The following is a 25,180-nucleotide window of genomic DNA, read 5'->3' on the forward strand; positions in this document are numbered from 1 at the left end:
CCACGTTGATAGGCCGGGTGTGGAAGAGCGGCAACGCTTGAAGCTTACCGGTACTAATAGTTCGATCGGCTTGATCGTTCTCATTCCTTATGCTCATCGTGAAACACGATGATCTGACCAGCGCTCACGCATGAGCGGCCCTTACAGGGCCTATGCTCCGCGAGGGCGCCGGAAAACCGGCGACGCGCAGTCGCGCTTGCGGGCTTACGCCCGTAAGCAAAACACAAACGTCGCCTTGGCACGAAAAAACAGCTTCTCGATATAACGTGCGTTTTGCCGACCTGGTGGTTATGGCGGAGCGGCTGCACCCGATCCCATTCCGAACTCGGCCGTGAAACGCTCCAGCGCTGATGGTACTTCGTCTCAAGACGCGGGAGAGTAGGTCGCTGCCAGGTCTGCAAAACGCACGTTGAACTCTCATCCGCAAACCGGATGAAACTGAAATCTTCTCTCTACGAAAAGGCCCGCCAAGGGATCACGGGCCGCGCAAGCGGCCCTTTCATTTGGTCAGCCATATACCTATCTGTAAGCCATCCTGTTCATAGGCCCAGGCTTACGTCCAGATAAGCAAGCAAACGCTTGCTTCAGATCCGGAGCAAGCAAGAGCTTGCCCTGGAGAGTCCGGAGCAAGCAAGAGCTTGCCCTGGAGGTGACGCGGGGTGGAGCAGCCCGGTAGCTCGTCAGGCTCATAACCTGAAGGTCACAGGTTCAAATCCTGTCCCCGCAACCAACAAAAAAAGCCCGCTTCACGCGGGCTTTTTGCGTTCGGACCGTGATCGATGGCGACGACCGGCTATTCAAGGATTGAGGAGGGCAGCAAGGTTGGCCTGCTCGGCTTTATTGAGAGGTCCGCGAACCGGGGGATTGATGCCGCCTCGGCGCATTTCGCGAGAGCTATACGTCGAGCATTAGGAAGTTCGCCAACCCGTCATGGCAAGCGATCTGCACGACAACAGCATGATTCGAGCCGCGGAGAGATCGTCGTGCGAAGGCGCGAACCGTTGATTTAAACAACCCGCGCCTTGCCGAAGCTTTTCGTCGCGGGCCGCGTCAGCCAGCTCGCCGCAATGACGCCTGGAAGGCCAGCGAGGTCCAGCTGTTGCTCGAGGCGAGATGGCAATAGAGCAGCGCAAGCGCGCCGGATTTCCTGAGATCAAGAAACGCCTCGTCGCTCAATTTGTTGAAGGCCGGCTCGTCGATCACCTGAAAGTCGGTGAGGTTGAGGGTCTCGCCGCCCTCCAGCGTCACCTTGCTCTGCCGCGGCGCGAACAGGCCGTGCGCGTCGATCTTGTCGATCATGGCGCGAGTCGCATTGAAGTCGGTCTGGAACTGGCTGCAGAAGGCGAGCGCCTGCCTCGAGGCCTCGGCCGGCTCGTTGCCGTCGAAGAAGGGCGCGGTCTCGTCGCCGCCCTTGGACGAAGGCGTCAGCTCGACGACGCGTTCGCTGGCGCGGTCGATGCACAACGTCAGGCGGCCGGTCGTTTTCGATTCATCGGCGAGGATGAAGGGGTACCGGCGGACATAGGCGGGAATGTAATGCGGCTCCGCCCATTTGCCGTCGGCGCCGACGAACAGGTTCTGGTCCTGGCGCAGGCCGGTGATGATGACAGGCGCCTTGGCGTCGCCGATGAAAACGATCGGGTAGGAGCGCATTGCCGCCGGCATTTCCGAGGCGACGACGGGGATTGCGTGCGCGGTGCGAGCAAAGGAGAAATCGGCCCGCGCCGCCAGGCCGAGTGAGCCGTGCCGTAGCGGATTGAGCGCCTCGGGCTTTTTGTAGAACAGCGGCAGCGCATTGGCCGCCGTGCTTTCCGCCCCGTCCGTTTTCGCATCAGTCATCCCTGGCATTCTCCTCTTATGCGCTCCCGGTTTAGGCCAGCGGCGGCGAGGGCGCAACGCGCTGACGACTGATCTACCCCGACATTAGCGGGATAAATCTACATCGTTGTTCGATCGTGCTCTTTTCTACTTCTGGAGATCAAGCTCTATAGACAGCATGCCATCAAGCAGCGACATTGGCTGACGGGACAGACTCTCAAGACAGCCGTCTGAAAGACAGACGAACCAGGGCAGGCGCATGGCATCGATTTCGGATTTCGAGCAGGGGCAGAGCTTTTCCGTCGAAGCCGGCGGTCAGACGCTCACGCTGGAACTCAGCGCGGTGCAGCCCATTGCCAACAGCCCGCGCGACGGCGGTGGCTTCACGCTGCTGTTCAGGGGGCCGCGCGACGCGGCGCTGCCGCAGGCTATCTATCGGTTCAACGGCAAAAGCGGCGCCCATGAGATCTTCATCGTGCCGATCGCTGCCGATGCGGCGGGGCGGCTTTACGAGGCGGTATTCAACTGATTTTTCGCGGTCCGATCGGCCAGGGGACGATCCGGTCATCAGGGTGATTGCCAGCGCGGCGGCTCGACATATGATCGACTATATCGAGATTGCGGACGTATTTGACGGAGCGGCGTGTAGCGCACTGTGCGCCGAAATCCGGGCGGCCGTGGGCCGTCCGGCCGGCCTGCTGGGGCGTGCCGACCAGAAGACGGCATGGATCCGCAAGACCGCGCGCGCCGAGGTTTCGCAGGCCACTGAAGAGCGAGTGAGTGCCCCTGTTGGCGCGGCAGAAGGCGGCTCTGGAGCGGCATTTCGGGCGGCTGCTCGGCCAGGTCGAGGAACCTCAGTTCCTTCACTATCGGGAAGGCGATTTCTTTGTGCCGCATCAGGATGGCAACACGCCGCTCATTCACGACGAGTCGCGGTTCCGAAAGATCTCGGCGGTGATCTTTCTCAACCGTCAATCGGACAACCCTTCGCCAGAAAGCTATGCAGGCGGCTCGCTGGTCCTGCATGGGCCTTACAGCGGCCCGGACCTGCGCGTTGCCATGCCCGCGTTGCCGGGCTCTCTCGTCGCCTTTCGTTCGGAAACCACGCACGAGGTCACCCCGGTCACGCGCAACGAACGTTTCACCATCGTCTCCTGGTATCGCGGCACGTGACGACCGGCACGGCCTTACGGCGAACGGATCATCAGGTCGTAGACGCCCTTGTCCTCGGCAACGGTGAAGCCGAGGCGTTTGTAGAGCCGCCGCGCTGGATTGTTCTTCTCGACATGGATCGAGACCGACTTGCCGACGGCGACGGCCTCATCGATGAGATCGGCGAGCAACGCACCGCCAGACCCCTTGCCGCGATGCGCCGGCAGGAAGGCGATATCTATGATGCGATGCTCGCTCGCCGAGCGCTCGATATACAGGCGACCGATATCTTGCCTTGCCTGCTCGATCACCAGCCAGTCGGCGTTGAGATAGTATTTCTGGTAATGCGCGTGCTGCGCTTGAAACTGCATGTCGAGGAACGCCGTTTTCTGCGCGTCGCTCCACGGCGTGACGGCAAGTTCTTCGGCGCGGGTCGAGGCGTAGAGCGCCGACATGAACGGCAGATCGGCGTCCGCCATCGGGCGGAACGTCAGATCAATCCGCGCCGCGCGCACCCAGCAAAATATAACAGGCCCGTTGTCCACAATCGGAAGCTGGATCATGGAGTGGCGCTTACGGACGCGCCGGATAAACGCCTTGCATGGCAATGATGAACGTCATCGCCAGATAGGGAGGCAGGTTGTTGTGAGGCAACGTACTGCCCGTCATGCTCAGTGCCTGGGGGTCCATCTGGACCAGATTTTGCGAAGTGTTGTTCTGATACAGCGTTCCGCCCCCCGACTTCCCCAGAACAACCGCATCGGTAAGAGTTCCCTGGGCGCCACTCTCGGTGGATATCGCGACAAAATGATTATGTTGCGGCATTTCCGTTTGCAGAAGGGTGATGGACGTTTCGCCACCCGTCTCGCCGAGAAACCGCTCCGACAAGCCATTGCCCTGTCCTTGCCCCATGGGCGCGGAGCCAGCCATATTCGGCAACGCGAAGGTCGACTTGCCGTCGCCGCCGTAAACTGTGCCCAGCAGCGAAAACAGCGCCGTATTCTGCGAGATTGGCAGGAGCTGGCCATCGCAGGTCGCCCACCCCGTCGGGGCGAAATCTCCGGCAAAAATTCGAATTTCGGCGACGAACGGATTGGTCATGGCAAGTCTCTAGCTTTGCTGGGGGAAGATGCCAAATAGCGAGATGATGAAACTGACGGCGAGGAACGGCACCATATTGTCGTGAGGCTGGCTGCCGCCGGCCGGCGAAATGGCTCCGGCGGCCATGTTGCCATCAGGTGCGATACCCACATAGGGCGTCAGCAGGCTCGATGTCGCCAGGACACCGCCGGACGGACCCGGATTCTTGGCGATATTCGACGAACCGGTCCAGGTATGGGAATGGTTCGGCATTTGTTGGGTTGAAACAGTGACGGATTCGACCCCGCCCAGTTCTCCGACGATATAGGTCTGGCTGACCAGCGGGCCCTTGCCAGCATGGACGGGGATGCGGGATGCGAGGTTGGGCAGGGCGAATGTTTCCTCCCCGTCGCCGCCATAGGTCGTACCGATCAGATTGAACAAGGTTTCGTTCTCGGAGATCGGCATCAACTGGCCTTGGCAGAACGCCCAGCCATTCGGAGGGAAATTGCCACCGAACATCCTGATCTCGCCGACAAAAGGTTGGCTCATCGAAGCGTCCTCTTAATTTCGCGACGGGAATATGCCTTGCAGGGCAATGATGAAATTCAAGACGATATAGGGCGATCTGTTCTCATGCGGCTGGCCGCCACCGACGAAAGTGATGTTTTCCTTCGCCATAGCCACCGCGCTGCCAGGCGGCTGATAGATCGGGCTGGCGTTCGCCCCCAACAGCGCGCCGGATGGATTGTTGACGTTTCCGGCAGTGTTCGATGCGTTGACGAAATGGTTGTGTGTCGGCATTTCGCCGAGCGTGAGCGTGTGAAACTCTTCGCCGCCCTGGCCGCCGACCATTGCACCAATAGGGCCGCCCGTATGAACCGGCGCACGTCCCCTCATATCCGGAAGGGCAAAATTTGTCTGGCCGTTGCCGCCGTACCTGGTGCCAAGAAGTGAGAACAATGGCTGGTTCTGGTTAAGCGGCAACAACTGGCCGTTACAAAATGCCCAGCCGCGCGGTGCATAGTTCCAGGAAATGATCTTGACTTCACCTAAATAAGGCTCACTCATCCCCGTTCCCTCCGTTGGCGGCTTACTGTCTGAATTCTTGTATTATGCCTAAGTAAGACAACAAGTCGATATCAGATTCATAAAATATATTTCCTAGGACGAAATCCAAGGTTGCTGACTACGGTGTCGCGGCAGGCAGCAGTGGCAGCGGCTGGTTGAAGAACGTCCGGGTGTCCGTCAGTGCCGTTGCCCCGCCATTGACGGTTTCGATACCGGCCTCGCTCGCCTGCGGTACGTTGATCGTGCCGTCGGCGCCGCCGAGGCCGTCCGCGAGGAAGCGGATGGCATTGGCGTTGTTGACGTTGGTGATGGTGTTGGCATGAACGTCGGCATTGATGATAGCGCCGGCAAATGTGGCGGTGACCGTGATGCCGCGGCTGTCGGCATTGTCGCGAATGGTGTTGTTGGTGACCGTCGCGTGCACGGTGCCCGGCTGCACGAGCTGCGTGATCGAGACGCTGTCGCCACCGCTTATGCCGTTGACGCCGATGCTCTGGATAATGTTGTTGTCGATCAGCACCTTGGCGACGCCGAGGCTTTCATGCCCAACCCTGATGCCGTTGCCGGTTCGCGATCCCGAGGTTGCTACGCCTTGCGTACCGATGACATTGTTGGCGATTGTGCCGTCAAGCGTCCGTGCGAGGTCGCCGCTGCTGAACACGTTGATGGCCGTCGAGTCGCTGTTGGTGACGGTGTTGTTCCGGACGGTGAAATTCAGATTGCCGCCCGTGCCGGCGCCGGAATTGCTGCTCTGGGTGAGGTTGATGCCGTTGTTCAGATTGTTGAATAGATTTCCCGTGGTCTCGCCGATGTGAGCGTTGACGGTGCCGTCATTGGCAATGACGAACAGACCGGTTCCAGGGATGACTCCCGGTCCGGGATAGGCGTTGTTGCCGGTGAAGGTTGCGCCGTCGACGGTCAGCGTCATCGTCGGCGCGCCGGCGACACCGGCGCCGTCCGCCTCGAAGATGAAGTCGCTGCCGGCATTGTTTGAGGCGCCGTTGTTCGAGAACGTGCCGCCGCTCACCACCAGGTTCGCCAACGTGCCGCCGGAATTGATGACCTGCACGTTATGGGTGAATGAGTTGGAGACCGTGAGGTTGGTGAACGTGGTGACGTGCGAGGCGTTGCCGGTAAGTTCGTTGAACAGGATTCCGGACTCGGTGTTGGCATCGGCATTGCTGTTCAGGGTCAGACCGTTGAGCACCACACCGTTGACGCGCAGGCCCTTTATGCCGTTGCCCGCATTGTCGCTGATAATCATGTTGCTCAGGCTGACATCCTGAGTGTCGGTCAGGCTGACGCCATCGCCGGTCGAGTTCTGGATCGTGCCGCCGCTGCCCCCCGTCGCGCCGGTGCCGGTCACCACCAGATTGCCGCTGGTGCCGGTGTTGTTGAGCACGATGCCGTTGGCTGCACCATTGGACGCAATGCTCCTGAACGTCACGTCGCCGGCGCCGATCGTCGTGTTGGCGACATTAAGGGCCGTGCCCGTGCCGGACACGATGGTGTTGCCGGTGCCCTGCACCGTCATCGTGCCGCCGCCGGTGGCATTGAAACCGGCGCCGCTGGTGGTGGCGATGACCAGCCCGCCATTGGTGAAGTTGATCGTCGCGCCGGCATTGTCGCTCAGGCTGACGCCAGCCGCCGTGGTCGAGGTGATCGATTTCGACGCGCCGGAGAAGGTGATGATGCCGGCGACATTGTCGTCCAGCAGGATGCCGATCTGGCCCGCCGCATTATGCGTGATGTTGCCCGACAGGGTGATGTTGCCGGCGGTCAGGGCGCGATCCTGGATGTTGACCGCCTGGCCGGTGCTGCCGCTGGTGATCGCGCCGGCATAGGTGAACGCCGCCGTGCCGCCGCTGTTGGCGGTGCCTAGGCCATCGCCGATACGGATCACGGCGCTTGTTCCGCCCACCAGCGCGCCGGTGCCGAGGTCGATCGCTCCCGAACCGGTGACGGAATCGAGGATGACGGCGCTGGTGCCGCCGACGCCTTTGTTTGTGGAAGCGAAGGTCACGCCGCCCGCCGCGATAGCAACGCTGTCAAGGTTGACCGCGACGCCGCTGCCGGTCGAAATTGTGTTGCCCGAGCCGGTAACGGTCACGGTGCCAGTGCCGTTGCTCGTGGCGTTGAAGCCGGTGCCGGAGGTGGTGGTGATGGCCAGGCCGCCGCCGGTGAAGTTGACCGCCGTGTTGGTGTTCGCCGTCAGGTCGACGGCATTGTTGGCGCCGGTGGTCAGTATCTTGCTGGCGCCGGAGAAGTTGATCGTGCCGCCGGTGTTGGCGTTGACGAGGATGCCGTTGGCCACGCCGCCGGTGGCGCTGAGAGTTCCCGACAGCGTCATGGTGCCGGCGGTGCGGGTGGAGATGCTGACGACGTTTCCGGCCGTGGTCTTGGTGACCGAGCCGGCATAGCTGATGTTGGCCGAGCCGCCAGTGACCAGGAAGGCGGCGCCGGTCGCGCCGCTGAGCGCACCGTAGCCGAGGCTGACAGTGCCGGCGCCGGCGACATTGGTCAGCGACACGTTGTTGGTGCCGCCGGTCGAATTGGTCGAGGTGAAATTGATGCCGGTGGTGGTGGCGATGCCGTTGAGGTTGACCGCCTGCGCGGAAGTGGAGCTCACCGTGCCGGTCGTGACATTGACTGTGCCGCCATTGATGGCGCTGAAGCCGGTGGTGCCGTTTGTGACGATGTCGAGGTTGGCGAAGCTGACGGTCGAGGCCGTGGCGCCGTTGTTGATTGCGACTGCGGTGCCGGTCATCGGCGTCGTGGTGCCGAGATCGACCGTACCGGTGAAGCTCACCGTATTGGCCGCCGTCGCGCCGGAAATGCTGATGCCGCTCGCAGCGCCGTTGGCGATCACCGAGCCGGCGAAGGTGAAGCTGCCGCCAGCGCGGGTCGAGATCGTGGCCGCCGCGCCCGACGTGCTGATGATGGAGCTGGCGCCGTCGAAGCTGATCACCGCGTTGCCGCCGGTCACCGAAAGGCCGCTGCCGCCCGATATTTGGACATTGGTGCCGCTGATCGTGCCGCCGGCGCCCGACGCGCCGCCGAAGGCGATGCCGGTGCCGGTCGCTGCGGTGGTGATGTTGACGTTGGTCAGCGTCGTCGTGCCGGTGGTGTTGTCGAGCCTGAAGGCAATGCCGGTGGCGCCGGTGCTGGTGACGTTGGTGATGGTGGTGTTGGACGCGTTCAGCCACACATCGCTGGCGTTGCCGGAGAAAGTAACGTTGTTGATCGTCGTGCTGTTCGACGGGGTAATCTCGATACCCTGCGTGGCGAAATTGCTGATGGTCATGTTGCTGATGACGGTATTCGCAGCACCCGCGCCATTGTCCTTGACGCCACGCGCGGCACCCGCCGGGCTGCCATTCAGGATGAAGCCGTCGATGATGTTGCCGCTGGCGCCGAGCGTGATGACATTGTTGCCGGCACTCGTCGTCAGCGTCGCGGCGCCATTGGGCGTCTGGTCGATGATCGAGATGCTGTTGCTGGCGAGCTGGATGGTCGAGGGCACCGTCAGCGCCAGATTGATGTTGCCGTTGCCGAAGCCGCGCACCTGCTCGCCGGTGGCGAGAGCCAGCGTGTCGTTGCCATTGCTGCCTGCCGCGGTGATGGTGCCGCCATCGTTGACGAGAACCAGGATGTCCGTCGCCACGGCTGCTGCTTCGGCGGTGGCCAGCGTCGCGAGATTGTTCTGGTCGCGACCGCTGCCGTCACCGGTCGCGGACGCGCCGACGAAATAGACCTTGCCGACTCCGAAGCCCAGGCCGGGAGCCGACTGGAAGTTCACATCCTGGAAATTGTAGGTGCCGGCAACCGGCGCACTGGATGCGTCGATGCCTACATTGGCGCCGATGGTCGAGAGCTGGTCGGTCGCCGATTCGCCGTCGCCATAGGTGAAAGCGAGGTTGGTGGCGCTGTTGAGGAACACGCCGGTGTTGACGCCGGCAATGCTGGAGCTGGCGCCGCCGACAACGGCATCGCCGAGGCGTACCGTCTGGCCGCCAGTGGCGCCACGCAGGTCGACGGCGATGGTGCTGCCGGCGGCGGCCGCGTTGGTCACGTCGAAATCATTGGCGGTGATCGCCGCGTTGATCGCCGCACCATTGAGGTCGAAGGCGATGCCTGTCGTGCTGTTCAGGCCGATGTCGAGATCGTTGAAGGACAGCGCCGCGCCAAGCGTGCCGGAAACATCGACACCACGCGTGGTCATGCCTTGCAGGTTGACCGTGCCGAGAATGATGGCGCCGCCGCCGGACGAGGCGATATTGTTCAGCGAGATGCCGGTTGCGGCGGCAGTGGCCGAAACACTGTCGAAATTCATGCCCGCAGCGCCAATCGCAACGCCATTGAGGTTCAACGCGGTGCCGCCGGCCGTCGTGGTGATGCTGTTGTCGCTGAGGAGCGCGCCGACGCTGACCGTGCCACCGCCGCTGGCGTTGAAGCCCGTGCCGGAGGTGGTGGTAATCACCAGGCCACCCGTATCGAAGTTGATCGTCGCGCCGGTGTTGGTCGTCAAGTCGACCGCCGTATTGGCGCCAGTGGTCAGCGTCTTCGTGCCACCGCTGAGAGTGATGGTCCCGCCGGAGTTGCCGTGGACATAAATACCATTGTCGAAACCGCCGGTGGCGCTGAGCGCGCCGGACAGTGTGACCGTGCCGCCGGTGACGCCGGAGATGTCGACGATCTTGCCGGTGGTGGTCTTGGTGACCGTGCCGCCATAGCTGACGGTCGCAGCACTGCCATTGAGCAGGAATGCGACGCCCGAAGCGCCGCTCAATGCGCCGGATCCGAGGCTGACTGTTCCGGTGACATTGGCCAGGCCAACATTGTTGGTGCCGCCGCCCGACGAGGTCGAGTCGAGCGCGATGGTGGCGGCGACGCCGGAGAGGCTGATGGCCTGGCCGCTGGTCGAATTTACCGTCTGGGCTGCAGCGGAAGCGGTGATGCCCATCGTGCCGCCGGTCCCGACAATGCCGGTGCCGCTGGTGGTATCGATGGTCAGGCCGTTGAGGAAGTTCACCGTGCCGGCGCTTTGCGAGAAGCCGACGCCGCTGCTCGTGTCGATGTTGGCGAGGCTGGCGATGTTGAGGTTGCCGCTGACCCAGTTGATGCCGCCGCCGGTCGTCGCGACGTTGTTCACCGTCACCGTGTTGAAGGTGAACGTGCCGGTGTTGGCGCCGGTGACGTCGATGCCGAAGCTGCCGGTGCCGGTGATGCTGGTTGCGCCGGAGACATTCACCGCCCCGGTGACGCCGTTGAGGATGATGCCGCTGGTGGCGCCGCTCGAGGTGATGCTGTCGAAATTGACGCCGCCGGCGCCGAGTGTGCCTTGCAGCGACAGCGCGGTCTGGCCCGTGGCGTTGATCGTCGTGGAACCGGCATTGGCGACGGTGAGGCCATTCAGTCCCGAAAGGCTGAGGCCGGTGGCCAACGATGTCGTGATGTCGAGGCCGCCATTGAAGTTGACCGCAGCTGCCGCGCTGCCGCCCGAAATCGAAACGCCGTTGCCGCCGGTGATCGTCACCTGGTCGGTGAAGGTCACCGCGCCGCCGGTGCGGTTGGCGATATTGATGCCGCCACCGGTCAGCGTTCCCGGAGTGGCGCTGTTGGGCAGGATGCCGCGCGACACCGAAATGGTGCCGGTGCCGCCGTTGACGTCGAGCAGCGTGCCGGCAACGTTGATGTTGTTGTTGATGATCGACAGATTGCCGTTGAGGCCGGCGACCTGGATGGCCGTCTGACCAGCGGCGACGTTGCTGATCGTCACGCCTTCGATGGTGATGCCGCTGGCATTGCTGAAGCCGACCGCGCTCTGATCGATGAGGAAGGCGGCACCGGTCGCGCTGCTGAAGTCGAAAGCGGTGTGGCGCACGGCGTTGTCGCCGAGCAATTGCATCAGGTTGGCCGTCCCGCTGACCACGGCCTCGTCGCCGGTGATGTTGCCGCCGGTGGCGCCGAGATTGCCCTGGACGTTGGCCGGCTGGATCGTGCCGGTCGAAACCACATTGCTGTTGCCGAAGCCGGTGATCGTCTGGCCGGAATCGAGCGTGAAGGCGGTGGCGCCGAGATTGATCGTGCCGACGAAGGCGAAGTTCTGCGTGCCGGTCAGCGCATCGGCGGCGGCGAGCGAAATGGTGTTGACGCCCATGCTGAGATTGCCGGTCGTGCCGGCGGCGATGAAGCCGCCCGACTGCGAGACCAGCGTGATCGAACCGGGCGCGGTGGCGAGGTTGGCGCTGCCGGTGAAGAACACGTCGTCGAAATCGTAGTTGCCGAGCGTCGGATCGAGACCGGCCGCGTTGACGGTGAAGCCGCCGGCGGCGGCGATGATGAAGGATTCCAGCCCGTCGGTCGAATCGCCGTCGCCGAAGGTGAAGTTGGCATTGGCGGAGGTCGCCGTGGTCTGGCCGGACGACAATTCGACGCCGATGCCGACATTGTCGATCTTCGAGCCCTGCAGGAAGGTGATGACCTTGTTGCCGGTGGTCGACGACAGGTCGATGCCGCGCGAGGTCAGGTCGCCCAGGCCGGTGATCGTCGTCAGGCCGAAATCGGCCGTCGTCGAGGAGCCGCTGAAGTCGATGCCGGTCTGGTTGGCGCCGACATCGTCGATGGTGGTCGTGCCGAAGCTGACATCGTTGTTGGTGCCGGCGAAGTTGATGCCGGCAGTGCCGCTCGTGGTGCCCAGCGTGACCTGGGTCGTGCCGAAGGTCACCGGGCCGGCATTGCCGACAATGTTGATGCCGATGCCGCCGGCGCCCGTCACGGTCACCGCCCCGAAGGTTGCCGATGCGGTGCTCGCGACACCGGAGACGGACAGGCCGGTGCCCAAGGCATTGGTGATCGATAGCGGGGTGGTAACATTCAACGTTGCGGTGCCGATCAGGCCACCGACCACCGCGCCGCCGCCACCACTCGCCGACAGGGTCGGGCCGGTGAAGCTGAACGCACCGCCTGCCGGGGGCAATGTCGAGCCGATTGCGAACAGATTTCCGGTGCCGGTCGACGTGACGCTGCCGCTGAACTGGGCCGAGCCGCCGATGGTGCCGTCGATCTTGACCGCCGTGCCTGGTGCTGTTGCCGAGCTGGAGATGTTGGCCGAGACCGTGATCGCGGCGCTGCCGCCAAAAACCACGACGCCGTTGCCGGTGCCGGAACCGGTGATGGTGCCGCCGATGTTGATCGTGCCGGTGTTGTTGGTCAGGCTGACGTCGTCGCCCGAAACCAGCGTCGTCACCAGATTGTTGACATTGACCGTCGCGGCGCTGCCTTGCACCACGAAGCCGGGGCCACCGCCAACAACCGTGTCGATCGTCGTCGTGCCATTGAAGGTAACGGCGTTGGCCACGTTGGTGAGGCGGATGGCGTCGCCATTGACGCGATTGATGTCGACAGCGCCGAAGGTGACGCTGCCGCCGCTGGTGTTTTCGATGAGGATGCCGGTCTGCACGGCGCCGCCTGAGCCGTCGACGGTGACGCTGTCGAAAATGACGCCGCCTGCGCCGATGGTCAAACCGCCGGCGCCACCGAGATGGATGCCGTTTTCGACAGGGCCGAGCCCAGATGCGGTCGTGTTGGTGCCGGTGACGGTGAGCGTGCCGCCATTGATGGCGCTGAAGGCAAGGCCGCCATCGGTGGTGAGGTCGAGCCCGCCGGTGAAATTGATCGTGCCGCCGGCATTGCCGGTCAGGTCGATGGCGTTGGCCGCGCCGGTGCTGGCGGTGATTTGGCCGGCGAAGGTGGCGGAGCCGCCGGTCATGCCGCTGATCATGACCGCGCTCGCGGCACTCGTCTGATTGATGGTGCCGTTGTAGGTGAGGTTAGGCGTTGCTCCAAGAATGCTGAGCGCCGTGCCCGTCGTGCCGGCGATCGAACTCGCATTGTCGAAGGTCAGCGTGCCCGTGGAACCGCCCGTGACGCTGACGCCGATACCGGCGCCGGTGATATCCAAATTGTTGAAGGTGCCGGTGCCGCCGAAGTTGCTGGCCAGCAGGCCGGTGCCGCTGACGCCGCCCATCGTCGTGTTGGTGATGTTGATCGCACCCGTTGCGCCGGTCAGGTCGATGCCGGTTACGGCGCTGCTGATCGTCACCCCGGTGATGGTGGCCGCGTTTACATTCGATCCGTTGATCGCCGAGCCCGAACCCGCATTGCTGACGCTGAGGTCGGCGACGCGGTTGCCGTTGGCGAGATCGATGGTGCTGCCGGCCGAGTTGTTGAGAGTGGCGGCGCCATTGCCGAACGGATCGACCTGGGTGCCCGAAGTAACCACCTCGGCGCCGGTGACGTTGGCCGGCGGCCCGCCGAGAGCGACGGTGTTGCCGTTGGCGAAGGAGACGATCTGCTGGCCGTCGGCAAGCGTGAAGCCGTCGGCATCGGTGTTGATGGTTCCAGCGCCGTTGTTGACAAGGACGAAGATGGTGTTGGCTTCGGTCGTCAGACCGTCGGCGGCGTCGGCGTTGATAAGGTCGCCAACGCTCGCGCCGGAGCCGGTCCCGGTGTTTGCTGCGCCGACGAAGATGACGTTGGCGGTGTCGAACAGCTGCGGGCCGACCAGATGGGTGGCGTTGAAGGCATAGGTGCCGTTGCCGGCTAGCAGGCCGCGCATGTCGAGCGAGGCGGTCGTCCCGGTGATCGAACTGGTGCCGACACCGGCGCCGAACGAGAAGGTCGTGTTTGCGCTGGTGCCTGCCGCGCCGTTGGTGCCCATCTGGACGCCGGTGCCGGCGGAGATCACACCGGTGCCGATCGTCACCGAGCCGCCGGTGGTGCCGGAAAGGTCGATGCCGGTCGAAGTGCCGGCGCCGGTGATGTCGAGCGAGGTGGCGGTGAAGGTCGACTGGCTGCCCGACAGGTCGAGCCCGGTCTTGCCGGTCGGCAGGCCGGTGATGTCGATGTTGGCGAAGCTGATCGTGCCGTTCGTACCGGAAATGTCGATCGCGTTTTGGCCCGGCTGGTCGATCGCGACATCGCCGAAAGTGATGGCACCGGAATTGGCAGCCAGTATGATACCAGAGCCAGAAGGAGCGGTGACCGTGACATTGCCGCCAAAGCCTACCGTTGCCGAGCTATTCTGGATGACAATGCCGTTTGCGACGTTCGAAATCGTCGTCGAGCCGGAGATATCGAAGCTGCCGGTGACGTTCGTGAGGCCGACACCGGTCCCGCCACTAATCTGGTTGAGGCTGGTCAGCGTGACATCGAGCCCAATCTGGGATGCGCTGAATCCGTTGCCGCCATTGCCGGAGATCGTTCCGCCAGTGGTCGTCAGCTTGCCGGCGCCCGTCGATGTGGCGTCGACGCCACTGCCGCCATTGACCTTGGCGTCAAGCGTCTCGAAGCCGTAGGTACCGTTGCCGTTGATCAACAGGCCGTCGGTGCCGTTGTTCGACAGCGTCGTCGTGCCGTTGAACGAATAGGTTCCGTCGCCCTGGATCGACAAGCCGGCGCCGCCATTGTTGGTCGAGCTGAGGTTGGTGGCGGTAACGGTATTGGTGCCGTCGAACAGCAAGCCGTTCAGGTCGGCGCCGCTGACGGCCAGGCCCGTCATTGTGACATTGCTGACGGCGCTGCCGTGAACCGCGTTGCCGCCACCGGTATTGGACAGGTTGAAGTCGAGCAGCGAGGTATTGTTGGCGAGCGTCACCGTGTCGCCGGCACCGCTATTGGTCAGCGTGGCTGCGCCGCCGGCGTCGGAGACGGTGCTGCTGTGCACGACATTGTCGCCCGTCACATTGATCGGGATGCCGCCGAGCGAGAACGTGCGGCCGTTGCCGAACGAAGCCAGCGTCTGGCCGGCGCTCAGCGAGAAGGCGTCCGCATCGTCTATGTCCGTGCCGCGATTGACCAGCACGAAGATGGCGGTGCCGTCGGCATTGGCATCGGCCGTCGCGACCGTCGCCAGGTCGAGCAGCGAGGATCCGGTGCCCGAACCGGTCGCGGTCGCGCCGACGAAAATCACATTCTGCTGGTCGAACAGCTGCGGGCCGCTGAAGGTCGTCGAGCCGAAAGCATAGAGCCCGAGCGTCTGGTTGAGCCCCCGCGCGTCGAGGGAGGCGGTGATGCCGGCAATCGAGCCGCCGCCGAAACTGAATTGGGCATTGGCCGAATTGGCCGGCGAGCCGGAAATGCCGAAGCGCACGCCGGTGTCGACATTGGCGATCGCGCCGCCATCGGTGATGACGATCGTTGCCCCGCCCGCGCTCGGGGAAGATAGATCGACGCCGATCGAGCCGGCGGCGCCTGTGCCAGTGATGTTGAGCGACTGCGCGGTGAAATTCGTCTGGCTGCCGGAGAAATCGAGGCCGACGCCGGAGCCGAGGCCAGCAATGACGATGTTGCCGGCAATTATTGATGTGTTGGCGCCCGCAAACACCATGCCGTCGGTGCCGGGATTGGTGATGTTGATGTCGCCGAAGCGGATCGCGGCCGGCGAATCCGTGATCGCGATGGCCGGTCCGGTCGTGTTCGAGATCGTCGTCGCGCCGTTGACGGTGAGGCTGCCCGAAAGATTCTCGAGCACGACGCCCGATGTGCCGCCGGTCTGGGTGATCGAATCCAGCACGATATGGGCGGTGATCGGATCGATGAAGACACCGACGCCGTCGTCGCCGAGCGCCTTGTTGCCCGACACCTGGCCGCCGGTGATGGTGATCGAGCCGGCGACCCCGGTGCCCTTAACGGTAATGCCGGCATCGTTGTTGTCGAGCGCGTTGAGGGTGGCGAAAGTGTAGGTGCCGTGGCCGGTTATATCCAGGCCGTCGTCGCCATTGCCCTGCAGCAGCGTCGTGCCGGTGAAGTTATAGGTGCCGTCGCCTTCGATGTGCAGTCCGTCGAGGCCGTTGCCGGTCGCGGTGAAGTTCGAGCCATTGACGCCGGTCGATGTACCGGTGAAGTCGGCGCCGTGGCCGCCGGTGCCGGTGACCGTGACGTTGGTCAACGTGGCGCCGGTGATGTTGTTGCCGAAGATGCCGTCCTTGCCGCCGGTGATGGTGATACCGCTCAGCGTGTTGCCATTGGCGAGCGTCAGGACGTTGTTGGCGGGGTTGGTGCCCTGGATGGTGCCGTTGGAGCCGCCGAAATTGTAGGTGCCGATGCTGCCGTCGGCGAGCCGCGCCTGGACACCGCCGCCACCGCCGATAACGGTCTGTCCGTTGGCGAGCGTCACGCCGGCTGTCGTAATGTTTCCCTTGCCGCCCAGCGCGACGACGACGCCGTTAGCGCCGGCGCCGGCGACTGCATTGTCGAGCGTGGTCGGGTCGCCGATCGTGCCGAGGCCGAGCGCGTCGTTGTCACCATCGGCGAAGAAGAACTGGCCGAATGCCGTGTTGGTGGCGGCATTGATCGCCACCCGCGTCGACGTGCCGGTAACTTTGTCCTGGCTCTCGATGCGAACGCCGATGTCGCCGCGTACGCGCTCGTTGACGCGTTTGCGCAGGCCGGGGCTGACCGGATAGACCGGCTCGGCGCCGTCATCGGCCGAAGACGAGCCCTTGTCGAAAGCGTTGAGCGGCACCGTCAGCCGGATGCTGCCGGCGAACTGGGTGTCATCGCGGTTGTCGTTGCGCACCTCGCCGGTGAAGGTCAGCGACGTGCCTTTGCCGATGACGTCGCCGATCGAATATTCCAGGCCGGCCTTGGCGCCGGTGATGCTGCCGTCGTCGCCGTCGGGATCGCCGAAATGGTAGGCGCCGACATCGAAACGCAGTGAATGGTTCTCGGGCAGGTTGAGCGGCACCTGAACGCCGACCTCGCCCTCGATGCCCCAGGCCGCGTAATCGCGGTGGGCGATGGCCGATATCTGCTCGATCAGCTGATGACCGACCAGCGACAGGCTCGACTCTTGCCCGGCCGTGCTGCGGTCGCCGCTGATCGGCAGATAGACGTTTACGTGCGCATCGTATTTTGAGGTGATGGCCTCGAGGCCGAGCGTCGAGGCGACGAACTGGTGACTGTCGTGGTTCTGGATGTTGAGATAGGCGTAGCCGCCGATCATCAGATCCGGATTGACGATGCGGCGAACGCCGAGGCCGACGTCCTGGCCGAAGCCGTCGTCGAAATCGTATTTCGAGCGCACATCGAGAAAGAGAACGGATTCGAGGTTCTGCTTCAGCGGCAGGAAACCCTCGATCGCCGTGTTGCCGCCATTGTTGTTGGCGCCGATGATGACGCGGACCTGCGGCTGCCACAGTCCGGTGTCGCCGGCATGGGCGGCTATGCCGGAAAGGGCAAGTGCCAGAGTGGACAGCGCAGTCGTCTTCCAGAGATGCCTGGAAAAACCTGACCGGCGATACTTGCTATTCGCCCGGAAGCTTCTTCCGTGCGTCGCCATGTCATTGATCTGCCGAGTTTTCTCGGTCGTCTCCATCCCTTGCGAACCCCGACGAGTACACGCTCCGTCGCTAATACTATCCGAATCCCAGTGTATAGCGAGCATGATTGTTTGCTTTACACGTACAAGATTTCAAAGTTGTTTATTGTGACAATTCAGCAACAGTAATTTAGCCTGAGCTCATGTACCGTATTGGCTTCCCCGCCAGGCTCGGCTGTTGTATCAACGCGCTCGGCGAAACCCTGACACGACGAGGATCGGGTGGCTTCATTGCTGAGAACCGTTTGTGGGCGGGCCGCCTGGGTTGGCGCGCTATGGCTGGTCGTGTCGGCAGGGTCGGTGCTTGCCGAAGAGCCGAAGTCAACCAAATCTGCCGAGACGAAGCCTGCAGAAGGCAATCCGTGGGCGCTAAACTGCGCCAGCGGATCGGCCGGCACCGAGCTTCAATGCCAGGTCTCCCAAAACCTTACCGAGGCCAAGACGGGGCAGCGCGTTCTTACCGTTACGGTTCGCCGCGACAATGGCAACGGCAACCTCGCCATGCTGCTGGCCTTGCCGCACGGGCTGTTCCTGCCTTCCGGCGCCTCGTACCAGATCGACCAGGGGCAGAAGACGACCATCGCCATCCAGACCAGCGACCAGAACGGCGCCTATGCCGCGACCCCTTTGTCGGCGGACCTCGTCAAGGCGATGAAATCGGGAACCAACCTGAACATCGGCATGGAGTCGGTGACGCGCAAGCCGGTGACCATTCCGGTCTCGCTTGCCGGATTCACTGCCGCGATCGACAAGCTTCAAGCGTTGAAATAGCCGGCCTATCTCGGCAGATGCGTAAGCATCAGCTTACGTTGTGGACTGGCCGGGCTCACACGTGCTTGCGGCCGCCTGTCTCGTGGAACCAGCTGTCGGGGTAAGGGTACCACCAGTCCTGGGTCGCCGGTCTGTGGTCGATGATGACCATCTTGGAGCGTCGGAAGGCGTCGAGTCCCTGGCGTCCCAGCTCGCGGCCAAGGCCTGATGCCTTCCAGCCGCCGAAGGGCAAGGCGTCATTGTCGATCAGCGGGTTGTTGACCCAGACCATGCCGGCCTCGAGCCGCTCGGCCGCCTCATGCGCCTCGGCGAGGTCGGTGGTGAACACCGAGGCGCCGAGGCCGAACGGGCTGTCATTGGCAAGCCGGATCGCCTCGTCGAAATCCTTGACGCGGCAGATCGCGGCGACCGGTCCGAAACACTCTTCGCGCACGATCGCCATATCGGGGGTGACGCCGGTCAGGATCGTTGGCTCGTAGAACCAGCCAGTGTTGTGCGCCGGCGGAATGCGCCCGCCGGCAACGGCTATAGCGCCGTTGCTGATAGCATCATCGACCAGCCGCATCACTTTCGCCCGGGCGGCTTCGCTGACCAGCGGGCCGATCTCGGTCTTGTCCATGCCATTGCCGATGCGCAGCGCCCGCGTCTTCTCGGCGAACAGCTCGACGAAGCGATCGTGAACCGAGTCGACGACAAAGAAGCGTTCGGCCGAGGTGCAGACCTGGCCGGTCAGGTGGAAGGCGGCGGTGACGCTGCCGGCTGCCGCCACGTCGAGCGGCGCGTGCTCGCTGATGATCAGCGGATCGCTGCCGCCGGCTTCGATGACGCAAGGCTTCATGCGCTCGGCGCAGGCGACTGCCACGGCCTTGCTGGCGGCGACCGAGCCGGTGAAGGCGACAGCGTAGGTGCGCTCGGAGGCGATCAGCGCCTGCGCGGTGGCGGCCGTGCCAGGCAGGCAGGCGACCAGCCCTTCCGGCAGTGAACGGAACACCGTCATGTAGTCCAGCGTCGACAGCGTCGTCGCTTCGGCCGGCTTGATGACGCAGCCATTGCCGGCGGCAAGCGAGGCCGCAACGGTCCAGCACATCAGCAGGATCGGGAAGTTGTAAGGCATGATGTGCACGGAGACGCCATACGGCTCGTAGCGCGCATACTGGAACGACCCGGCCTGCGTCGTACCGGCGATCTTGCCGGCGTCGTCGCGCGCCATCTCGGCATAGTAGCGGAAGATCGGCGCGCAATTGGCGATCTCGCCGATTGCTTCGGGATAAGGCTTGCCCATCTCGCGCACCATCAGCTCTGCGCAGCGGGTGAAGTCTGCCGCCTCGATGGCGTTGGCGACCGCATGCAGATGCTTTGCCCGGCTCTTGGCATCGAGCTTCTTCCAGGCGGCTTGTGCCGTGGTTGCGGCACATAGCACCGCATCGACCTCACCGTCCGTTGCGGCGGAGATCGAGCCGACGGTCTCCAGCGTCGCCGGATCGATCACCGGTTTTGCCGTGCCGGTCATCGGCCGGTAGTCCGGATTGACGAAGAAAGCCGGCCGGTCAGCGGAGAATTGCATGGTCGTCCTTTCAGGTCCGCTCAGCGGATCATGTAGACCTTCTTGATGGTCTCATGGACGGTGCAGACGCCTTTCCAATTCTGAGGAAAGAACGCCGCCGTGTCCGGCTCGATCTGGATGACCTCGCCCGATTCGTGCACATAGGTGCAGCGGCCCTCGAGGAAGTGGCAGAACTCGTCGCGGGTGACATGGCAGTGCCATTTGCCGGGAGTGCAGACCCACAGGCCGCATTCCGAACGGCCCTCCGGCCCCTTGTAGAGCAGCTTGCCCGAGGTGTGGGACTCGCCCTCGATCATGGTCGGGATGACGCCCCAGTCGACGAGGTCGGTGATGGCAAGCGGGGATTGCATGATGGGCGTGGTCATGGCGATTTCCTTGAAAAAAGTGCTCAGCGGCACATGAAGGCCTTGGTCAGTGTTTGCGTGATGGTGGAGGTGCCGGCCCAGCCGGCGGGGAAGAACACCAGCATGCCGGCCTCGACCGGGATCTCTTCGCCATTCTCGCGGACATAGGTCCCGCGGCCCGACAGGAAATGGCAGAACTCGTCGGCGGCAAAGGTGACCTTTCGCGAGCCGGGCGTGCACGACCACAGGCCGCATTCGCTCGATCCGTCCGGGTTCTGCGACAGGATTTTGCCCGAGGCGCGCGGCGAGCCGGCAAGCGTGTTGCTGCCCGCGCCCCAATCCTCCAGTTCCACGGTCGAGGCCTGCGGCCAGTGCGGTGTCGGCATGTTGTGAAGCTCCACTACGGCGATGCCAGCATGTAGACGTTGCGCATGGTCTCATGCACGGTGCATTCGCCTGTCCAGCCGGCAGGGAACATGACCACGGTCCCGGCTGCGACTTCTACCACCTCCCCGGCATCCGACCGGTACGTCGCGCGGCCGGCGACGAAATGGCACAATTCGTCGCGCGGAATCGAGAGCCGCCAGCGGCCGGGCGTGCAGACCCAGATGCCGGATTCCGGCTGGTTGTTGGGTCCTTTGTGGACAAGCCTGCCGGTCGAGTGCGACGCGCCGTCGAGCGCGTCGGACTGGGCGCCCCAGTCGACGAGGTCGGTGCGGGTGGAGGCTTGGTAAAGGTGCGGAGCGGAGGAGGTCACAGCAACTTCTCCAGCAACCCTGCGGCCTTTTCCGGTCCGTTCTGTGCCCGCATCTGCGACGAGGTCTTCGCCAGCTTGGCCTTCATCTTGGGGTCGGTCAGGCAAGCCTCGATCCTGCTGACCAACTGGGCGTCGCTCCAGTCGTAGCGCGGCATGCCGAAGCCGTGGCCGGTTTCCTGGACGCGGGTGGCGTTGTCGTGGCCGTCCCAGACATAGGGCATGATGATGGCCGGCTTGCCGAAATAGAGGCACTCCGTGAACGAGTTGTTGCCGCCATGGTGGATGACGGCATCGACCTGCGGGATGACTGAAGGCTGCGGAAACCAGCTCTCGACGATGACGTTGTCCGGCACATCCGTGTACAGGTCCTTGTAGCCGCCGACATTGACCAGCGCGCGGTAACGGGTCTTGCCCAGTGTTGCGATTATGCGCTTCAACAAATCGACATCGCCGGCGCCGAGGCTGCCGAAGGAGACATAGAGCAGCGGCCCGTCATTGTTCTCGGCGAAGGTCGGCACGGCGTATGGCTTTTCCTGCCGCACGCAGCCTTCGAGATACTGGAATTTCGTCGTATCAAGCGGATGGCGGCGTTTGAACTTTGCCGCTTCGGGATAGAGCAGGAGATTGAGATAGGGCGAGGCCTCGAAGAACTGACCGACCGGGTATGGCGCTTCATTGTTTGCGGTGAGGAAGGCGTTGAAGTCGTCGTGGATGGGCTTGATCACCGCATTGAAATGATCGCGATAGCGCTGGTGGCCGACATGGTCGTTCTCGCCGCAACCGGAGAGATGCGGCGGGATGTCCTCATCCTCGATCTCGTTTTCCGAGCAGGAGATGACGCGCACCCAAGGCTTGCCGAACTGTTTGATGGCCGGAAACAGGATCACATTGTCGACGCAAATGACATCAGGCTTGATGGCGGCCAGGACTCGCGGCAAATCCTTCTGCGCCCATTTGGCGCTGTCGACGATCGCGGTCCAGCAATCCTTCACGTAATTGTCGACCTGATCGTAGGGCGATTTGCGGAAGTTCGGGATGTGGCCGTTGATGAAGTCTTCCCAGAATTTCGCCATCTGCTCGGGCGGCATCGGCTCCGACAGGTTCACCGGATGCGCTTCGAAGCCGTAACCCTTGTAGACATCGACAAAGCCGGGGTCGGACAGGAACACTGCCTTATGGCCGCGCGCCTCGACGGCTTGCGCGATGCCGACCGAATTGAGCGCCGGGCCGTAGGCCGCTTCGGGAAAAAACGCGATCGTCTTCTGCGCCATCAAGCTCTCCTATTCCTGAAAAATTCTGACATCGGCGGCGTCCCAGCCGAGTTCGACCTGATCGCCCGACGAGACCGGCCGGCGGTCGGCGGCATCGGCGGTGACGCGCACCAGGAACGGTTTTGGCGACAAGGGCGTGCGGATATGCAGCTGCAGGTCCAGCCCGTGATAGGCCAGCGCCTCGACCGTGCCGGCGGTGCGGTTGGCGGTCTCGGGTGACGGGAACAGCCGGATGCGCTCGGGTCGCACCGAAGCGACAGCGGAAGCGCCGGGTGTGAGCTTGGCGGGAACCTTGCCGGTGATGCGCGCGCCGTTCGCGGCGATCACGCCATCCGCAGACACCTTGCCCGGTACGAAATTCATCACGCCGATGAAGTCGGCGACGAAACGGTCGGTGGGATGCTCGTAGATCGCGTGCGGCGTGTCGCATTGCAGCAGCTGGCCGTCCTTGAGCACCGCCATGCGGTCGGCCATGACGAGTGACTCTTCCTGGTCGTGGGTGACGATGACGAAGGTGATGCCGACTTCGTGCTGCAGGCGCTTCAGCTCCATCTGCATGGCGCCGCGCAGTTTCTTGTCCAGCGCGCCCAGCGGTTCGTCGAGCAGCAGCAACCGAGGCCGTTTGACCAGCGCGCGGGCGAGCGCGACGCGCTGCTTCTGGCCACCCGACAATTGCTCAGGCTTACGGTCGGCGAAGGGGACAAGCTCGGTGGTGGCCAGAATGGCCTCGACGCGGGAACGGATTTCAGCTTTCGGCAAGCGCTCCATCTCCAGCCCGTAGGAGACATTGGCGCGCACGCTCATATGCGGGAACAGCGCGTAGGACTGGAACATCAGATTGACCGGCCGATTGTTGGGCGGGGTCCGGGCGATGTCCTTGCCATCGAGCAGTATGCGGCCGTCGGTTGGCGTCTCGAAGCCGGCCAGCATGCGCAGCAGCGTGGTCTTGCCGCAGCCGGAGGGTCCAAGCAGCGCGAAGAACTCGTTTTCGCGGATGTCGAGCGAGATGCCGTCGACGGCGGTGACCCGGCCGAACTTCTTCGAAACGTTATCAATGGCCAGCAGCGTGCGCGGTTCGCTCATTGGCCGATGATCCCACGGTTGAGCCGCTGCGACAGGGTCAGCGCGGTGATGGATACCGCCATGACGATCGTCGCCAGCGCGTTGATCTCCGGCGTGATGCCGAAGCGGATCATGGCGTAGATCTGCATCGGCAGCGTCGTCGAGGCGCGGCCGGCACCGGCGGTGAAGAAGGCGATGATGAACTCGTCGACCGAGAGCGTGAAGGCAAGCAGAGCGCCGGCGACCACTGCCGGCGCGATGACCGGCAATGTCACACGCCGGAAGGTGGTCAGAGCCGAGGCGCCGAGGTCGGCGGAGGCCTCGACGATCGACCAGTCGAAACTCTTTAGCCTTGCGCGCACCACCGAGCAGACGAAGGCGAGGTTGAAGACGACATGGGCGAGGATGATGGTGTGCAGGCCCATGGTCAGGTTTAGCATGGAGAAGAACGACAGCAGAGCGATCGCCAGGACGATGTCGGGGATGATCATCGGTGCGAAGATCAGCGCCTCGAGACCCCTGCCGTATTGCCGGCGCATCTCGATGCCGATGGCCAGCAGCGTGCCGAGCAGCGTGGCGATGGCCGTGGAGACCAACGCCACGATCAGCGTGTTGAGCGCAGCGGAAAGGATGGCGGAATTGCCGGCCAGCGAGGCATACCATTTCAGCGAAAAGCCCGACCATGCCGTCGGCAATCCGCCTTCGTTGAAGGACAGCGCCACCAGCACGGCGATCGGGATGTAGAGGAAGGCGAAGACGAGGGTGAGGATCGTCCGCATGCCGAGCGTACGGGTGAAGGAATGGGTCATCGCCGGCCTCCGACAATTGGAACGCAAGCGAACGACCAGAGTCCTTCTTCCCGTTCACGGGGAGAAGATGCCGGCAGGCAGACGGGGGGCAGCGTTGAGCGTCGCAAAGGTTGACGCCGCCCCTCATCCGCCCCTTCGGGGCACCTTCTCCCGGTGAACGGGGAGAAAGCAAGAATTGCGCAGCGCTCAGCCATCGGCGTCGCCCCTTGCCTCAGTCGCACGCCCCGCGGCGCGGTCGGCGGCGAGCGCCTGCGCCATCAGCACCAGAAGCATGATGGCGATCAGCGCCATCGCCAATGCCGCGCCAAACGGCCAGTCATTGGCGGTCAGGAACTGGTCGTAGACGAGGTTGCCGATCATCTGGAAGCGGCCGCCGCCAAGCAGCGCCGGGGTGACGAAATTGCCGATCGACAGCACAAAGACGAAGACAGCACCCGCAGCGATGCCGGGCACGGTCAGCGGCAGGATGACACGTCGGAAGGTGGTGGCAGCGGAGGCGCCGAGATCGCGTGAGGCCTCGGCCAGTTCCGGGTTGAGGCGTGACAGCGGCGCGTAGCAGGCGAGGATGACGAAGGGCAGATAGTTGTAGACGAGGCCTGCGATGACCGAGCCTTCGGTATAGAGCATCGAGGGCGGTTCGCCGGTGTAGCCGAACCAGCGCAAGAGCTGGGTGATCAGGCCTTCGCGGTTCAGCAGCACGATCCAGGCATAGGTGCGGATCAGGTAGTTGGACCAGAACGGCAGCACGGCGAAAAACAGGAACACCGGCTGCCACCGGCGCGGGGCGGCCGCGATCGCATAGGCGGCGGCATAGCCGATCACCACCGCGATCAGGGTCGCGGTGCCGGCGATACGCGCCGATTTGAGTAAGATGCCGGCATAGAGCGGGTCGAAGACCAACCCGAAATTTTCCAGCGTCAAAGTGTAGTCGATGCCGCCATAGACGCCGCGCCGGAAGAAGGCGAGCGCCAGCACCAGGGCGCATGGGATAACCATCAGCGCGGTCAGCCAGACCAGCGCCGGGGCCATCAGCAGAGAGGAACGAAGTCGGGTCTGGGACAATTTCTCGGGTACCGCTCAGGGCCGGCGGCAGAAGTGC

General features: G+C 63.5%; 17 protein-coding genes, 1 tRNA gene and 2 rRNA genes. 6 read left to right on the top strand and 14 right to left on the bottom strand.

The features are described from left to right. The 3 genes from NKJ57_RS00005 to NKJ57_RS00015 form a co-directional block, all read left to right on the top strand. Window positions 1-78, top strand: a 23S ribosomal RNA gene (locus tag NKJ57_RS00005); the annotation flags it as partial. Between the two features lie 202 nt (window positions 79-280). Next, a 5S ribosomal RNA gene (gene rrf / locus NKJ57_RS00010) occupies window positions 281-395 on the top strand. Window positions 396-653: 258 nt separating this feature from the next. Continuing rightward, window positions 654-730 (top strand) — tRNA-Met (locus tag NKJ57_RS00015). A 320-nt stretch (window positions 731-1,050) separates the two neighbouring features. Here the strand turns inward: NKJ57_RS00015 and NKJ57_RS00020 are convergent. Continuing rightward, window positions 1,051-1,839, bottom strand: coding sequence for a SapC family protein (locus NKJ57_RS00020; protein ID WP_352510220.1), 789 nt, complete (start codon window positions 1,837-1,839; stop codon window positions 1,051-1,053). A gap of 238 nt (window positions 1,840-2,077) precedes the next feature. Here NKJ57_RS00020 and NKJ57_RS00025 point away from each other — a divergent pair, with 238 nt between their 5' ends. Together NKJ57_RS00025 and NKJ57_RS00030 are read left to right on the top strand one after the other, a co-directional pair. After that, the gene (locus NKJ57_RS00025) at window positions 2,078-2,347 is read left to right on the top strand and encodes a DUF6916 family protein (RefSeq protein WP_352510221.1); all 270 of its coding nucleotides are present in this window, start codon (window positions 2,078-2,080) and stop codon (window positions 2,345-2,347) included. A 260-nt stretch (window positions 2,348-2,607) separates the two neighbouring features. Next, window positions 2,608-2,991: a 2OG-Fe(II) oxygenase gene (locus NKJ57_RS00030; protein WP_352510222.1), complete on the top strand. Its 384-nt coding sequence runs from the start codon at window positions 2,608-2,610 to the stop codon at window positions 2,989-2,991. A 14-nt stretch (window positions 2,992-3,005) separates the two neighbouring features. On the opposite strand, the gene NKJ57_RS00035 is transcribed toward NKJ57_RS00030, so the two are convergent. From NKJ57_RS00035 to NKJ57_RS00055, 5 genes are all read right to left on the bottom strand, one after another. Then, complete coding sequence (locus NKJ57_RS00035) at window positions 3,006-3,533, bottom strand: GNAT family N-acetyltransferase (protein ID WP_352510223.1); 528 nt, start codon at window positions 3,531-3,533, stop codon at window positions 3,006-3,008. Between the two features lie 10 nt (window positions 3,534-3,543). Continuing rightward, window positions 3,544-4,071, bottom strand: a complete 528-nt coding sequence (locus NKJ57_RS00040; protein WP_023672957.1) for a phage tail protein — start codon at window positions 4,069-4,071, stop codon at window positions 3,544-3,546. Between the two features lie 9 nt (window positions 4,072-4,080). Continuing rightward, window positions 4,081-4,602 carry a phage tail protein gene (locus NKJ57_RS00045; RefSeq protein ID WP_023714158.1) on the bottom strand — a complete coding sequence of 174 codons (522 nt, stop codon included), beginning with the start codon at window positions 4,600-4,602 and terminating at the stop codon, window positions 4,081-4,083. A 12-nt stretch (window positions 4,603-4,614) separates the two neighbouring features. Further along, window positions 4,615-5,121: a phage tail protein gene (locus tag NKJ57_RS00050; protein ID WP_352510224.1), complete on the bottom strand. Its 507-nt coding sequence runs from the start codon at window positions 5,119-5,121 to the stop codon at window positions 4,615-4,617. Window positions 5,122-5,239: 118 nt separating this feature from the next. Continuing rightward, on the bottom strand, window positions 5,240-17,464 hold the full coding sequence (locus NKJ57_RS00055) for an inverse autotransporter beta domain-containing protein (RefSeq protein WP_352510225.1): 12,225 nt from the start codon (window positions 17,462-17,464) through the stop codon (window positions 5,240-5,242). Between the two features lie 270 nt (window positions 17,465-17,734). Between NKJ57_RS00055 and NKJ57_RS00060 the strand changes: the two genes are divergently transcribed. Beyond that, window positions 17,735-18,274, top strand: a complete 540-nt coding sequence (locus tag NKJ57_RS00060; RefSeq protein WP_196814081.1) for an invasion associated locus B family protein — start codon at window positions 17,735-17,737, stop codon at window positions 18,272-18,274. 55 nt (window positions 18,275-18,329) lie between these two features. On the opposite strand, the gene NKJ57_RS00065 is transcribed toward NKJ57_RS00060, so the two are convergent. The 8 genes from NKJ57_RS00065 to NKJ57_RS00100 all read right to left on the bottom strand — a co-directional run bounded on the left by NKJ57_RS00065 (window position 18,330) and on the right by NKJ57_RS00100 (window position 25,110). Continuing rightward, window positions 18,330-19,838, bottom strand: coding sequence for an aldehyde dehydrogenase family protein (locus NKJ57_RS00065; RefSeq protein WP_352510226.1), 1,509 nt, complete (start codon window positions 19,836-19,838; stop codon window positions 18,330-18,332). A gap of 20 nt (window positions 19,839-19,858) precedes the next feature. Then, a complete protein-coding gene (locus tag NKJ57_RS00070) occupies window positions 19,859-20,203 on the bottom strand; it encodes a cupin domain-containing protein (protein ID WP_023737483.1) in 345 nt (114 codons plus the stop codon). A 23-nt stretch (window positions 20,204-20,226) separates the two neighbouring features. After that, on the bottom strand, window positions 20,227-20,568 hold the full coding sequence (locus NKJ57_RS00075; RefSeq protein WP_352510227.1) for a cupin domain-containing protein: 342 nt from the start codon (window positions 20,566-20,568) through the stop codon (window positions 20,227-20,229). Between the two features lie 14 nt (window positions 20,569-20,582). Beyond that, window positions 20,583-20,939, bottom strand: coding sequence for a cupin domain-containing protein (locus tag NKJ57_RS00080; RefSeq protein WP_352510228.1), 357 nt, complete (start codon window positions 20,937-20,939; stop codon window positions 20,583-20,585). Beyond that, on the bottom strand, window positions 20,936-22,210 hold the full coding sequence (locus NKJ57_RS00085) for a glycosyltransferase (RefSeq protein WP_352510229.1): 1,275 nt from the start codon (window positions 22,208-22,210) through the stop codon (window positions 20,936-20,938). Before NKJ57_RS00085 ends, NKJ57_RS00080 begins: the two co-directional genes overlap by 4 nt. Window positions 22,211-22,219: 9 nt before the next feature. After that, complete coding sequence (locus tag NKJ57_RS00090; RefSeq protein WP_352510230.1) at window positions 22,220-23,293, bottom strand: ABC transporter ATP-binding protein; 1,074 nt, start codon at window positions 23,291-23,293, stop codon at window positions 22,220-22,222. Beyond that, window positions 23,290-24,081 carry an ABC transporter permease gene (locus NKJ57_RS00095; RefSeq protein WP_023707562.1) on the bottom strand — a complete coding sequence of 264 codons (792 nt, stop codon included), beginning with the start codon at window positions 24,079-24,081 and terminating at the stop codon, window positions 23,290-23,292. The genes NKJ57_RS00090 and NKJ57_RS00095 overlap by 4 nt, the downstream gene beginning before the upstream one ends. 186 nt (window positions 24,082-24,267) lie before the next feature. Then, window positions 24,268-25,110 (bottom strand): ABC transporter permease, encoded by an 843-nt coding sequence (locus NKJ57_RS00100; RefSeq protein WP_352510231.1) that lies wholly within the window; start codon window positions 25,108-25,110, stop codon window positions 24,268-24,270. Window positions 25,111-25,180: the final 70 nt, after the last annotated feature.

It is taken from the genome of Mesorhizobium sp. M0077 (genome assembly GCF_040322955.1).
Lineage (GTDB): Bacteria > Pseudomonadota > Alphaproteobacteria > Rhizobiales > Rhizobiaceae > Mesorhizobium.